At 45.5% G+C, this 14,180-nt stretch carries 9 protein-coding genes, 15 tRNA genes and 1 rRNA gene; 24 read left to right on the top strand and 1 reads right to left on the bottom strand.

Features of this window, described 5'->3' with window-relative positions; all coding sequences use genetic code 11:
* From rrf to ASD24_RS06025, 16 genes are all read left to right on the top strand, one after another.
* A 5S ribosomal RNA gene (gene rrf, locus ASD24_RS05950) occupies positions 1-96 on the top strand; the annotation flags it as partial.
* 80 nt (positions 97-176) lie between these two features.
* Positions 177-252: transfer RNA gene (locus ASD24_RS05955), tRNA-Asn, on the top strand.
* Between the two features lie 4 nt (positions 253-256).
* Positions 257-328, top strand: a tRNA-Glu gene (locus ASD24_RS05960).
* A gap of 43 nt (positions 329-371) precedes the next feature.
* Positions 372-447 (top strand) — tRNA-Val (locus tag ASD24_RS05965).
* Positions 448-470: 23 nt separating this feature from the next.
* Positions 471-546, top strand: a tRNA-Val gene (locus tag ASD24_RS05970).
* A gap of 5 nt (positions 547-551) precedes the next feature.
* A tRNA-Thr gene (locus ASD24_RS05975) sits at positions 552-627 on the top strand.
* A gap of 9 nt (positions 628-636) precedes the next feature.
* Positions 637-714: transfer RNA gene (locus ASD24_RS05980), tRNA-Asp, on the top strand.
* 22 nt (positions 715-736) lie between these two features.
* A tRNA-Asp gene (locus ASD24_RS05985) sits at positions 737-814 on the top strand.
* Between the two features lie 20 nt (positions 815-834).
* Positions 835-910, top strand: a tRNA-Phe gene (locus ASD24_RS05990).
* Between the two features lie 9 nt (positions 911-919).
* Positions 920-1,005 (top strand) — tRNA-Tyr (locus ASD24_RS05995).
* A gap of 10 nt (positions 1,006-1,015) precedes the next feature.
* Positions 1,016-1,091: transfer RNA gene (locus ASD24_RS06000), tRNA-Lys, on the top strand.
* 6 nt (positions 1,092-1,097) lie between these two features.
* A tRNA-Leu gene (locus ASD24_RS06005) sits at positions 1,098-1,178 on the top strand.
* A 10-nt stretch (positions 1,179-1,188) separates the two neighbouring features.
* Positions 1,189-1,263 (top strand) — tRNA-Gly (locus ASD24_RS06010).
* Positions 1,264-1,267: 4 nt separating this feature from the next.
* Positions 1,268-1,344, top strand: a tRNA-Arg gene (locus ASD24_RS06015).
* Positions 1,345-1,360: 16 nt separating this feature from the next.
* Positions 1,361-1,434, top strand: a tRNA-Pro gene (locus tag ASD24_RS06020).
* A 10-nt stretch (positions 1,435-1,444) separates the two neighbouring features.
* Positions 1,445-1,515, top strand: a tRNA-Gly gene (locus tag ASD24_RS06025).
* 329 nt (positions 1,516-1,844) lie between these two features.
* Here ASD24_RS06025 and ASD24_RS06030 read toward each other — a convergent pair.
* Entirely contained in the window at positions 1,845-2,165 is a 321-nt protein-coding gene (locus tag ASD24_RS06030) for a WGxxGxxG family protein (RefSeq protein WP_056693039.1), read from the bottom strand.
* Between the two features lie 645 nt (positions 2,166-2,810).
* On the opposite strand from ASD24_RS06030, the gene ppc reads away from it, so the two are divergent.
* The 8 genes from ppc (at position 2,811) to glmS (ending at position 14,163) form a co-directional block, all read left to right on the top strand.
* Entirely contained in the window at positions 2,811-5,603 is a 2,793-nt protein-coding gene (ppc, locus tag ASD24_RS06035) for a phosphoenolpyruvate carboxylase (protein WP_056693042.1), read from the top strand.
* Positions 5,604-5,872: 269 nt separating this feature from the next.
* Positions 5,873-6,439, top strand: a complete 567-nt coding sequence (gene sigW / locus ASD24_RS06040; RefSeq protein ID WP_056693475.1) for an RNA polymerase sigma factor SigW — start codon at positions 5,873-5,875, stop codon at positions 6,437-6,439.
* A 133-nt stretch (positions 6,440-6,572) separates the two neighbouring features.
* Positions 6,573-7,187 carry a zf-HC2 domain-containing protein gene (locus tag ASD24_RS06045; RefSeq protein ID WP_056693045.1) on the top strand — a complete coding sequence of 205 codons (615 nt, stop codon included), beginning with the start codon at positions 6,573-6,575 and terminating at the stop codon, positions 7,185-7,187.
* Between the two features lie 424 nt (positions 7,188-7,611).
* Positions 7,612-8,451, top strand: a complete 840-nt coding sequence (gene cdaA / locus ASD24_RS06050) for a diadenylate cyclase CdaA (protein ID WP_056693047.1) — start codon at positions 7,612-7,614, stop codon at positions 8,449-8,451.
* The gene (locus tag ASD24_RS06055) at positions 8,444-9,931 is read left to right on the top strand and encodes a CdaR family protein (protein WP_056693050.1); all 1,488 of its coding nucleotides are present in this window, start codon (positions 8,444-8,446) and stop codon (positions 9,929-9,931) included. Before cdaA ends, ASD24_RS06055 begins: the two co-directional genes overlap by 8 nt.
* A 287-nt stretch (positions 9,932-10,218) precedes the next feature.
* On the top strand, positions 10,219-11,559 hold the full coding sequence (glmM, locus tag ASD24_RS06060) for a phosphoglucosamine mutase (protein WP_056693053.1): 1,341 nt from the start codon (positions 10,219-10,221) through the stop codon (positions 11,557-11,559).
* Between the two features lie 356 nt (positions 11,560-11,915).
* Positions 11,916-12,074 (top strand): hypothetical protein, encoded by a 159-nt coding sequence (locus tag ASD24_RS06065; protein WP_156395352.1) that lies wholly within the window; start codon positions 11,916-11,918, stop codon positions 12,072-12,074.
* 256 nt (positions 12,075-12,330) lie between these two features.
* A complete protein-coding gene (gene glmS / locus ASD24_RS06070; RefSeq protein ID WP_056693061.1) occupies positions 12,331-14,163 on the top strand; it encodes a glutamine--fructose-6-phosphate transaminase (isomerizing) in 1,833 nt (610 codons plus the stop codon).
* Positions 14,164-14,180: the final 17 nt, after the last annotated feature.

Raw genomic sequence — 14,180 nt, forward strand, 5'->3', positions numbered from 1 at the left:
GTTCCACACGTACCCATCCCGAACACGACCGTTAAGCCCTCTAGCGCCGATGGTACTTGGACCGCAGGGTCCTGGGAGAGTAGGACGCCGCCAAGCAAATTTTTCTTACATAGATACAAGTTTTGCTTGTGGACATTGTATGATTAATTACACTTGCTTTTGCAAATGTATATTATTCCCTGATAGCTCAGTTGGTAGAGCACTCGACTGTTAATCGAGTTGTCACAGGTTCGAGCCCTGTTCGGGGAGCCAGTAAGGCCCGTTGGTCAAGGGGTTAAGACACCTCCCTTTCACGGAGGTAACAGGGGTTCGAATCCCCTACGGGTCATAGTAATACCTAATGTTTCAACAAGGGATGAGAATCCCGATATGGAGGCTTAGCTCAGCTGGGAGAGCATCTGCCTTACAAGCAGAGGGTCGGGGGTTCGATCCCCTCAGCCTCCACCATATACGCCGGTGTAGCTCAACTNGGAGGCTTAGCTCAGCTGGGAGAGCATCTGCCTTACAAGCAGAGGGTCGGGGGTTCGATCCCCTCAGCCTCCACCATATACGCCGGTGTAGCTCAACTGGTAGAGCAACTGACTTGTAATCAGTAGGTTGGGGGTTCAAGTCCTCTCGCCGGCACCATTAATGCCTGGAACCGTGGTGTAGTTGGCCTAACATGCCTGCCTGTCACGCAGGAGATCGCGGGTTCGAATCCCGTCGGTTCCGCCATTAATCCNCACCATTAATGCCTGGAACCGTGGTGTAGTTGGCCTAACATGCCTGCCTGTCACGCAGGAGATCGCGGGTTCGAATCCCGTCGGTTCCGCCATTAATCCTAAAACAAAATAAGGCTCGGTAGCTCAGTCGGTAGAGCAGAGGACTGAAAATCCTCGTGTCGGCGGTTCGATTCCGTCCCGAGCCACCATGTAATCCTGGAGGATTAGCGAAGTGGCCAAACGCATCAGACTGTAAATCTGCTCCCGTACGGGTTCGGTGGTTCGAATCCATCATCCTCCACCAGTTTTCTCATGAGTCATTAGCTCAGTTGGTAGAGCACCTGACTTTTAATCAGGGTGTCGAAGGTTCGAGCCCTTCATGACTCACCATTATATGCGCGTGTGGCGGAATTGGCAGACGCACTAGACTTAGGATCTAGCGTCTTTGACGTGGGGGTTCAAGTCCCTCCACGCGCATCCTTTATTTGCGGAAGTGGCTCAGCGGTAGAGCATCGCCTTGCCAAGGCGAGGGTCGCGGGTTCGATTCCCGTCTTCCGCTCCAATTTGCGCCCTTAGCTCAGCTGGATAGAGCGTTTGACTACGAATCAAAAGGCCGGGAGTTCGAATCTCTCAGGGCGCGCCATTATTTTTTTCTATATCGGGATGTAGCTCAGCTTGGTAGAGCACCTGGTTTGGGACCAGGGGGTCGCATGTTCAAATCGTGTCATCCCGATTTATCGTATGCGGGTGTAGTTCAATGGTAGAACTTTAGCCTTCCAAGCTAATAGCGTGGGTTCGATTCCCATCACCCGCTTAAATATTAAAGAAAAGTCCTGCATCTGCAGGGCTTTTTTGGTTCTAGCTTTTAATTTTTTATTGAGTATTGTAAAGGCTCTGAAGTTTTTGGTTTTAGAACTTTGAACCTTATGTTTTGCTTTTAGAGCTTTGGGTTTTATGTATATCCTCCTCTTTGAATGCAAGCATAGTTATAACAGACAGAAGCCCTCTCTTATAAAAGAAAGGGCTTCTGTTACATTCATCTCATTTAAGTGGATGCAGCAGTCATAACACTTCGAGCATACGCTCATGAAGATGAATGGCCTAGACAATGTATAGCGTTACCACGGTATTGAGCCGTTTATTTTAACGGTGGTCGTGGTCAGTTGCTCTTTTACGCATGCCTGCCAACCCTAGAAGTCCAAGCAGACCAAGCCAGCCCCAGTCCATCCCGTTATCACGGTCTGTTGCGGCATTTGTACGAATGCTGTTGGTACGATAATCACCATTGCCAACGTTGTTAGCATTAGGATTTGTGTAATTGTTGTTTCTGTAGTTGCTGTTCTCATACTCTGTAGTCTGCTTCGTGCTGTGGTTCATGTTGTTTGTTGCTGTATGTGCAGAGGCAGATCCCGCAAGTGACACCGCTAGAGCAACAGAAGCAACGATTGTGCATACCTTTTTCATGATAATGAATCCTCCCTTCAGTTATGTGCTGCGAGTTTAATATCCCCAAAGGAAGCCCTGTATTATGTAGTATTTTCACACGTTAATAAAAACCATTTTTTGTGGAGAATTTGGTTATGTTAAGATAGTGCTGTTTTGGATCATGTATTTGTTCGATTAGGTAGCTGTTTTCTTTTCAAATCAGAGCTTGTAGTGCTTCCATGGCGTAACACACAGAAAAGAAAGTTAAAAAAAATCTAGAATTTATTGCGTCACTGTGATAAAGTATACAAAAGCTTGCTTTGCCGGTCATGTTTCTTTGTGCAGCATCTTGCTTATACAATACAATAGTAAGTGTTTTGATACTCTTCGTTTGAACCCATATTCACATCACCTAGACTGTATATTTATGAATTTTAAAGTATAGGTATAAGTTTTGATTGGAATGAATAGTACGTGAAAAAGGTATCATGCAACAGCTATTGTCCATTAATTGAAGCAGAACAAGGAAATGCATAATAAAGCGCGTTTTTATGATCAAAATCGGGGTTAATCCCCATTTTTACTAGTAGAAAAATGAAGATTTTCGTACCATTTTATTGTATGATGTTATGAAGGTGTCAAATTTTCGTGTACGAATGCGAACGATCAGATGGGAGGATAAGCATGACTGAAACTATGGTAACCGCCAGCAAAAGCCAATCGAACAATCTGCTTCGGAGAGACGTGCGGTTCCTGGGTAACATACTCGGAGAAGTTCTAGTCCACCAAGGGGGCACAGAGCTTCTAGATATCGTTGAGAAGATTCGGGAAACGAGCAAATCGTTACGTGCAGAATTTTTGCCTGAACTGTATACAGAGTTCAAAACGATGATCCAGGAATTAGACTCGGAGAATCGCCACCAGGTTATTCGAGCTTTTGCAATTTATTTTCAATTAGTTAACATTGCTGAACAAAACCATCGGATCCGGCGTAAAAGGGATTATGAACGCTCTGCGGGAGATACTGTACAGCCAGGATCTATCGAGAAAGCCGTACAGGATCTGAAAGAACGTGGGTTGTCTCATAAGGAAGTTGAAGAGATTCTAGATGAATTGTCATTGGAACTGGTTATGACTGCTCATCCAACCGAGGCAATGCGCCGAGTGATTCTGGACATCCACAAACGGATATCAGAAGATGTCATGCTTCTTGATAATCCTACGCTAACGTTGCGTGAACGTGAGCAGTTGCGGGAGAAGTTGTTGAATGAGGTCATTACCCTCTGGCAAACAGACGAACTCCGTGACCGCAAACCGACTGTACTGGATGAAGTACGGAACGGGATGTATTACTTTCATGAAACGTTGTTCCACGTACTTCCGGACGTATATCAGGAGCTTGAACGCTGCCTGAATAAATTTTACCCTGACCATGACTGGCATGTGCCGACGTATTTGCGCTTCGGTTCCTGGATTGGTGGAGACCGGGACGGAAATCCTTCGGTAACTTCAGAGGTAACATGGCAAACGCTTCTGATGCAGCGCAAGCTCGCATTGCGTGAGTATCAGCGGATTATGATTGAATTGATGGGACATCTTAGCTTCAGCACTAATATTATTCATGTTTCCGATGAGCTGGTGCAGTCGATCGAGCAAGATCGCAACTGTGTCACATTGAAGAAAGTGGATATCTGGCGCAATGAGAAAGAGCCTTATCGTATCAAACTTGCCTATATGATTGCTAAATTAAATAATGTGCTTGATGAAAATAAAGAAGGTCAGCCAGACCGCTATAGTGGCGCTCAGGATCTGATTGATGATCTAATGATTATTGATCGCAGCTTGCGTCATCACTTCGCAGATTATGTGGCAGACACAACCATTCGCAAAATGATTCGCCAAGTTGAGTTGTTCGGTTTCCACACGGCTGCACTTGATGTACGTCAACATAGTAAAGAGCATGAAAATGCAATGTCAGAAATTCTGGCTAAAATGAACATTGTAGAAGATTATGCTCGCCTCACAGAGGATGGGAAAATCGATTTGCTTGCTCGATTGCTGGAAGATCCACGGCCACTGACTTCCCCTTATCACCAATACAGTGAGGGAACGAAGGAATGTCTGGATGTCTTCCGTACAATTAAACGGGCTCAAAACGAATACGGTGCAAACTGTATCACAAGTTACCTCATCAGTATGACGCAAGGTGCAAGTGATCTTCTCGAGGTAATGGTATTCGCAAAAGAAGTAGGCTTGTTCCGTAAAGGACCAAATGGAGAAGTTGAATCTACGCTTCAGGCAGTTCCTTTGTTTGAAACGATTGATGACCTTCACGCTGCTTCCGAGATCATGCAGAAGTTGTTCAACCTTCCGGTATACCGCGCAAGCGTAAGTGCCCGAAATGAACTGCATGAGATTATGCTTGGATACTCAGACAGTAATAAGGATGGCGGAGTAGTTACCGCGAACTGGGAGTTGCGTGTTGCAATGAACGCGATTACGGCAGTGGGTAACGAACATGGCGTCAAACTAAAATTCTTCCACGGACGTGGAGGTGCTCTAGGACGTGGAGGTATGCCACTCAACCGTAGTATCTTGGCTCAACCACCACACACCATTGGGGGCGGCATTAAGATTACGGAGCAGGGCGAGGTTATCTCGTCACGTTACTCTCTCCAAGGGATTGCATACCGCAGTTTAGAGCAGGCGACTTCGGCACTGATTACGGCTGCACTCAACGGTTTGGAGCCACAAGAGTCGGTATCTGAACAGCAGTGGGATAACATCATTAGAGAGATCTCTGAAGTATCACTGACGAAATATCAAGATCTTATTTTCCGTGATCCAGATTTCTTCAACTTCTTCAAGGAATCAACACCGCTGCCTGAGGTGGGTGAGCTTAACATTGGTTCTCGTCCATCCAAACGGAAAAATAGCGATAAATTTGAGGATCTTAGAGCAATCCCTTGGGTATTCGCTTGGACTCAAAGTCGTTACTTACTCCCGGCATGGTATGCGGCAGGAACGGGACTACAAAGTTTCTATCAGGATAAAGAGGAAAACCTTGCTGTTCTGAAAGAAATGTATGCAAACTTCCCATTCTTCCGTACATTGATTGATACGGTTCAAATGGCCGTTGCCAAAGCAGACCTTGTTATTGCCAAGGAATACTCTGCGATGACATCCAACAAAGAAGCACGGGATCGCATCTATGGCCAGATCGAAACAGAGTTTAAGCTGACGAAAGAGCTTATCTTGAAGATTACGGGTGAGACTGAGATTCTGAATGACGTACCAGTTATCCAGGAATCCATTAGGCTGCGTAACCCATATGTGGATCCATTGTCCTATATGCAAGTACAGCTTCTAAGTGAACTGAGAGATATGCGTGAACGTGGCGAAGATGACACAGAGCTACTTCGTGAAGTGTTGCTTACCATCAATGGTATTGCTGCAGGTCTCCGGAACACAGGCTGATATAACAAGTTAGAGGATCATTTTGGAATGAGCTATTCATTCGAAAACGCATATGTTTGTAGAGTAAAATAAAGCATTCTCTCTTCAGTTTCAGCGAGAGATAAGACGGGACTCCAAATGGAGTTCCCGTTTTTACTGTTTTTGGCCGTTATTTTGTAGCACAGTCTTGATTTTTGACCAAAGTTGATTTACGATTTGATTGGTGAATCACAAGTGTGGACGGGTATCAGAAGGCGGAAGACCCATCAGCATGTCTGGGGGAATTAGAGGTGGACAATTTAGAGAACAGGCTACTAAAGCTGGTGCTTAAGGGTGATCAGCGAGCCTTTGCAGAGATCGTTGAATTATATAAGGACAAACTGTTTCATTTGGCATACCGGATGCTGAACAACCGTCATGAGGCTGAAGACGTTGTACAGGAGACGTTTTTGCGTGTGTTTCGAAATATGGAGAAATATGATCCGAATCAGAAGTTTTCCACCTGGATCTACCGGATCGCGACGAACTTGTGTATCGACCGGCTGCGCAGGAAGAAGCCTTCTTACTCTTTGGATGCGGAGTTGAATGATCAGGAAGGATCTGACGGTTATGCGATGCTCCCAAGTGATGATCGTACTCCTGAGAGCGAAGCGCTATTGTCAGAAACGCAAACACTCATTCGTGAGGCCATTGACAGTTTACCCGCCAAATATAAATCAGTGATGATTTTAAGATATTTACAGGACTTGTCGTTACAGGAAATCAGTGATGTCACGGGCATGCCCGTAACAACGATCAAAACACGTGTACACCGTGGTCGTGATTTTTTACGCAAAAAATTAGAATATAAGCTGTAATTGCTCATTTCAAATTTTGGGCGAAATTATTTGAAACATATCCGAAACGGATGCGTATGTAATGTATGCAAGTCTTATGTATGCTTTTTACAGATACAAGGACTAAGTGATTGAAGAAAGGATTGGCTCTCATATGGATTGCAACTCGGCCGTCTCTTTAATGCATGAATGTTTGGATGAGTCGTTGTCCCCGGCACAGAAGATTGAACTGAAAGGTCATCTTGTAACGTGTCCGGAGTGTCGCATGCGCTTTAAAGAGTTAGAACAGACGGAAATGCTCCTTTTTGCCATGAAACATTATTCACCGTCTGCCTCGGATGAGCTGACCAATCGAATTATGAACGCTCTGCCCCAGCCCAAGAAACAGCAGTTTTGGCTCAAATGGGTCAAAGGACATCCCGCGCTGACGGCGGCAGCCTTCTTTTTGGTCGTGATGCTCTTTAGTGCTTGGAGTTTCTGGGATCAGAATAACGAAATGGTCGTTAAAGGGAATAATCTGGATCAGATCGTCATTGAAGGAAACACGGTTATTATTCCGGCAGGCAAGTCAATTGCGGGCGATCTTACTATAGAGAATGGAACCGCCCAGGTATACGGTGACGTAGACGGCAATTTGACGATCATCGACGGACAATTGTTTCAGGCATCAACAGCGCATATCTCTGGTCAGGTAAAAAGTATCGATCAGGCGCTAGATTGGTTCTGGTACAAAATAACCAATATGGTGAACGAAGTAGCTTACCGCTAGAACACGGTGAATTCTTCAATGGTAAATACCAAGCAGGGTACCTCAAGATTGCATGGGGTACTCTTTTTTTATATGGATGAGCTGTATTGGTTGAATTTGCATGGTTTATGTAAAGTTTGTGACCCCGTAACTTGCAACCTGAACGTGAACGTTATAACCTAGATACTAAAGAGAACATACTACTACATATAGATAAGCACTTGCATAAATCCTAAGAACGCCTCTCCATTAGCCAGAGCTAGATCTGGTGTGTGTATTCAACTAAGCGTTAGTGGAATTAGGGCACTTCTTACAAGTCACTTCAATACTTGGAGCGAACGGATGGAATATTGCAAAGTGCAGAGATAAAGGATTACTTAAAATCCTAATGGGTTAATATGAGATCAGGGTTTTACTCATCAATGGGGATAGCGGGGGCTGGCTTATGAATTATTTTGCTGACTTAACGTGGAAAGAGTCCATTAAGGACGTTATCGATATATTGATTGTTACCTATATTATGTACAAACTGATTCTGCTTGTACGGGGTACGCGTGCGGTTCAGCTTCTCAAAGGGATTCTATTCCTTGTGCTGATCTGGGCTCTAAGCACGTGGCTGAACCTGTATACACTCAAGTGGTTGATGAACCAGATGTTTACGTTTGGTGTCGTTGCGGTGTTTATTATCTTCCAACCGGAGCTTCGTCGTGGTCTGGAGCAATTGGGACGAGGTAAGCTATTTGGACGTTCAGCGGCAGCGAGTGATGAAGAATTAACCGTGTTAATCGGTGAGATTATTAAGTCTGTGAATTATTTGTCACGACGTAAAATTGGTGCACTCGTTGTATTTGAACGGGAAACCGGTCTCAATGATTACACCGAATCAGGCATACAGATGCAATCTCTCGTCAGCTCGGAGCTGATGATTAATATTTTCATTCCAAATACACCATTACATGATGGTGCGGTCATTATTCAGGGTAAACAGATTTCGGCGGCAGCCTGTTATTTGCCTTTATCCGAGAATCCTTTTATCAGCAAAGAACTGGGTACACGTCACCGTGCAGCGATCGGTATTACCGAGGTTGCAGATGCCGTATGTTTGGTTGTTTCTGAGGAGACAGGCCAAGTATCGCTGGCAATGAATGGACAAGTGGTGCGTGACATCAAGGAAGAATCACTCATTGCGAAACTGTATGAGGAGCTGCGCCCTACATCCAATCTGAACAAAAAGAATGGTTGGACTACCTTCTGGAAACGGAAGGGGGGACGTAACAATGGATAAATGGTTCAATAACAATAACTTTGCGAAAATTCTTGCCCTAGCGGTCAGTTTGCTGCTCTGGTTCATGATTCATCTCGACGAGGTTCCAACTACGCCCACCATTGCAACCGGGTCAACAAGTCGTATTGTGGAGCGTACGGTGCCTGTCCAGCCTTATGGACTAGACAGCAATTCGTATGTACTTACATCCTTAAGTACGGATGAGGTTCGTTTAGAGATCAAAGGACAGCGTTCTATGTTAACCTCTATTTTTACGAATGATGATTACAAAGTGCTTGTGGATCTCAGCGAGGTGAAGGATGGCTCGAATACGTTGCCACTTGTACCCGATCTGCCATCAGGCGTTGAGGTCGTCAGCATGGAGCCTTCCATGGTCACGGTAAACGTGGAAAAACTGGGCACCAAATCCTTCAATGTGAATATTGTACCCGAAGGAGAACCATCCGCTGGATACAGTGCTGGAACGCCTGTGGTTGAACCTTCAGGCGCAGTTAAGGTAACTCTCCCCGAAGGACAATTGGAGGCTGTAGCGAAGGTTCAGGGCAGTGTGAGCGTGAAGGATGCGAAGGATGATATAACGCAGAAAAAAGTGAAGCTTCAAGCATATGATGCAGAAGGCAAGGTAATCGATAATGCAGTTATCTCACCGGAAACGGTGGAAGTGCGAGTTCCGGTTAATCAGCCCTATACATCTATACCCTTGAGGATCAAATATTCGGGACAGCTCCCGGAAGGATTGGTACTGTCTAAGGTAGAACCTAACGTGAAAGAAGTCTCGGTTTATGGAACAGAGGAGGCGCTTGCGGGTATCCGGTCCTACGACCAACTAACCTTAGATCTTACTCAGTTTGAACAAGCCGGGGAATCGACAGTTAACCTGGACTTGACGCCGCCTCCCGGTTTTGAGAAAATCGAGCCTAGTTCGATTCAGCTTAAGGTAACTGTAGCGCCATACGATGAAAAAGAAGAGACGACCAAAGTCTTTCCGAACGTACCGATAACCCTCACGGGGATCGGAAACGGATTGGAAAGTGAATTGGTTACACCCAAGAGTGGTGGGCTCAACATCACACTCAAGGGTTCTTCAAGTATGCTCGAAGGTTTGAGCATCGATGATATCAAGCTGTCCGCAGATCTTCATGGTTTAGCAGTGGGTAATCACGAGGTACAGGTGACTGCTGATCTGCCACGATTCGCCGAACTTGATGAAACATCCAATGATTTGAGTGCCACGGTCAAAATTACTGAAAAAGCGGATGAAACTACGGTTACTCCTGGCGAAGATGCCGCGGATGAAGATACGGTGGGACCGGAGCCTTCACCTGTAGAAGTGGAGAATGGTGATACGGAGCCTGCTCCTGAAGAGGAAGAGACCGAATCGAATACGGAAACACAGGAGCAGACTCCACAAGGCAACGTACCGAATCGGGGAAATACGAATAGCAATAGTAACGCAAACAGTAGTGGATCGAATCCATAGGGATTCGAATCGTCAATTTGAATATTAGTCGTGTTCAAAAAGGCCGGTTTTCAGTACCGAGAAGATGGGATGAAGATAGAAATGGAGTAGCGGAGCGTAGATTAAGCTACGTGAGCAACTACATTGTTTCCGAAGGAAACAAACTTCGTAAGCCTCCACTTATTTCGGATGAATTCCATATTCGACGCTGAGGTGCCGAGGCATCCTTCGTAATCAAAAGCGGACTTTTTGAACAACCTCTATTACATTTTATGCTCTTATATGATGCGAATAAAAGGAGTTAGATCATGGGGAAATATTTTGGTACAGACGGTGTAAGAGGGGTTGCTAATAAAGAACTAACAGCAGAACTTGCGTATAGCATTGGACGTTGTGGGGGTTACGTACTTGCAGGTGGCGTGGAAAGACCGAAAGTAGTCATTGGTATGGATACTCGGATCTCGGGTCTCATGCTTGAATCTGCACTTGTGGCAGGTCTGTTGTCCATTGGTGCAGATGTCATCCGAATCGGTGTTGTATCCACTCCTGGTGTAGCATATCTTACACGTGTATTGAAAGCTGATGCGGGTGTTATGATCTCTGCTTCACACAATCCGGTTGAGGATAACGGGATTAAGTTCTTTGGTGGAGATGGTTTCAAACTGTCGGACGAGACAGAAAACCGGATCGAAGAGCTAATGGATGCGGAGACAGACCAATTGCCACGTCCTGTAGGTGGTGGTCTAGGTACGGTGACTGTTGATGAGCAGTCTAGATTCCGTTATTTGGATTTCTTGAAAACAACCGTTAATGAATCGTTCTCTGGACTCAAAGTTGTGCTCGACTGTGCGAACGGAGCTGCCTATGAACTGGCACCGAAATTGTTCAGTGAACTAGGTGCAGAAGTCATTGCAATTGGTGCTGAGCCTAACGGCCTGAATATTAATGAGCAATGTGGATCTACACATCCTGAGCAGTTGAAACAAGAGGTGCTGAAACATAAGGCAGACCTGGGTCTTGCTTTTGACGGAGACGCGGATCGACTGATTGCTATTGATGAGACAGGTGCAGAAGTCGATGGGGACTTCATCCTGTGTATCTGTGGGGATGCGATGAACCGTGCCGGCAAACTGAAGGATAGTACTGTTGTATCTACCGTAATGAGTAATATCGGGTTCTACAAAGCAACAGAGAAGCTGGCACTCAAAACAGCTAAGACGGCAGTAGGTGACCGATATGTCATGGAGGAGATGCGTCGTGGTGGGTATAACCTGGGCGGAGAGCAATCTGGTCATGTTATTTTCCTGGACTACAATACAACGGGTGACGGCATGCTGACTGCGATTCAACTCGTGGATACACTGAAGGCATCTGGCAAAAAACTGAGCGAACTGAAATCACTCATGACTCAGTACCCACAGGTATTGGTCAATGTGCGTGTTCAGGATAAGAGTAAATATGAAGGCAATACCGCAATTGGGGAAGCTATTGCCGTTGTTGAGAAACAGCTTGGTGATAACGGCCGCGTACTCGTACGTGCCTCAGGTACCGAGTCACTGATTCGAGTTATGGCGGAAGGGCCGGATAAGGTAGAACTGGAGCAATTTGTAGCTCAAATTGCTGATGTCGTACAGAAAGAATTAGTATAATTCATCGTGGAACGATGATTGAAGGGATTATTTGGATCAATTTATGGATCTGAGCGTATAGTCCCGAAGGATCGTCTCTGTCGTAATGAAATAGAGTAGTACATTCATAAACTCACATCCTGAACGGGTGAGACCATCGGTCTGTTTATACGGTCTAGGATGTGGGTAAATATGCTGAAATTGTCACAGGTACTTTGCTCCATTGCAAAATGAACCTGACGTGCATATAATGAGTGGAGTCGTCATTCAGACACAGAAAGTGAGGATCGTAAGGTATCAGTTACACAAGCGCCAGAGCTTGAAGTTGCGCGGGAAGCATCTTGCGTCACTATATCCAGGTTGAGCATAGGATATGGATGAGCAGGATCGACGGCAATCAAGCTGACGAGGTGGAGGTGTTCGGATTGTTCGGCGGGGACCTCCCGGTGATGCATCAGAGCCGTAAACCGGATTTTGCGGAAAATGGATGGGTGACTGTCCACACAACGCGTCGGTGGGTGCAGGATACAACTTAAAAATACAAATGAATGTGCACGAAGAGCACTACAGGTGCGCGCACGGGAAAATGATGTACATTCATGATTGCATTTATAACATTCATACCAGCTTATGATGACAGCGGAGCGGCAAGAGGCTGCTCTGATCATTGATAATTGAATAAGTAGCGAGTATTCATGAACCGTTAGGCAATCATTCATTTTTCCGCTATGCCGCGCCAACCAGTCTCTCTTCGTGACACAGTATTCATATACAAACGGAGGAACTTAAATTATGTGCGGTATTGTTGGATATATTGGTAATAAGAACACTCAATCGGTATTGGTCGAAGGTCTGAAGAAGCTCGAGTATCGTGGTTATGATTCTGCGGGTATTGCTGTATTTACACCAGAAGGTCTGCAAATCACCAAAGCGCTTGGACGTCTTGCGAACCTTGAAGCTAAACTGGAAGGTGCACCGCTGGTAGGTAATGCCGGAATCGGACACACACGTTGGGCAACTCATGGTAAACCTTCGGATGAAAACTCCCACCCACACACGGATGAGAGCCAGAAGTTCTCTGTAGTTCACAACGGTATTATTGAGAACTACTTGGATCTGAAGGATGAATTGATGGCAGAAGGCCACACATTCACTTCAGAAACGGATACGGAAGTTATCTCCCACTTGATTGCACGTGAGTACGATGGCGATATCGTTAAAGCAGTGCAAAAAGTAATTACGTTGATGCGTGGGGCATTCGCTCTGGGTGTACTGACTGAGTATGAGCCAGAGAAACTCGTAGCTGTGCGTCAAGCTAGCCCATTGATTATCGGTGTTGGTGAAGGTGAAAACTTTATCGGTTCTGATATCCCAGCGATTCTGGAGCATACACGTAACGTGTACATTCTGAACGATGGTGAGATGGCTGTATTGACACATGATGCTGTCGAATTGATGACGATTGAGGGCAATTTTATTTCTCGGGAAATGATTCATGTCGATTGGGATGCTGTAACCGCAGAAAAAGGCGGATTCGAGCACTTCATGCTTAAAGAAATTCATGAGCAACCAAAAGCATATCGCGATACAATGCTGGGTCGCATCGACAATGAAGGCAAAAAAGTTCAGTTGCCTGAGTTGAACATGACTGAAGAGCAAATTAAAAATATCCGTAACATTCAGATCATCGCTTGTGGTACTGCATACCATGCAGGTCTGGTTGGACGTACAATTATTGAGCAATTGGTACGTATTCCGGTAGAAACAGACGTTGCTTCGGAGTACCGTTATCGTTCACCAATCGTGAACAAAGATACCCTTGTAATCGTAGTAAGCCAATCTGGTGAAACTGCAGATACACTTGCTGCACTGCGTGAAGCACAGTCCAATGGCGCACACGTGTTGGCAGTAACAAACGTTGTGGGTAGCTCCATCGCTCGTGATGCAAATGATGTTATTGCAACGTTGGCAGGACCGGAGATCGCGGTTGCTTCCACGAAAGCATATACATCACAACTGATTGCGTTCAACTTGCTCGGTCTGTATTTGGCACAAGTACGTGGTACACAAACAGCAGAAGAAATCGAGCACATGCTTGCTGCAATGCAAGCTCTGCCTGAGCAAGTAGAATCCATGTTGGAGCAAGCTGATGCAATCAAAGGATATGCAGAGCAAATCTCCAAACATCAACATCTCTTCTTCATCGGCCGTGGTTTGGACTACGCTGTAGCACAAGAAGGTTCGTTGAAACTGAAAGAGATCTCCTACATCCACTCCGAAGCTTATGCTGCGGGTGAGTTGAAGCATGGTACACTCGCATTGATCGAGGACGGTATCCCTGTTATTGCTCTGGCAACACAGGAGAACGTACTTGAGAAAACGGTGAGCAACATTAAGGAAGTTAAAGCGCGTGGCGCAGATGTACTGGCAATTACGTATGAAGAGCATGTAGCAAGCTTGCTGAAATCCGTTGACCAAGCATTTGCTATTCCTAAGACGTTGCCATTGCTGAGCCCAGCTCTGTCCGTTGTAGCTCTACAATTGCTTGCATACTATGCATCTCTTGCACTGGGTCACGATGTGGATAAACCACGTAACCTGGCGAAGAGTGTAACAGTTGAGTAATTTGGTTCACGTTTAAA

Origin of the sequence: Paenibacillus sp. Root52, from assembly GCF_001426865.1 — a bacterium.
Taxonomy (GTDB): Bacteria; Bacillota; Bacilli; order Paenibacillales; family Paenibacillaceae; genus Paenibacillus.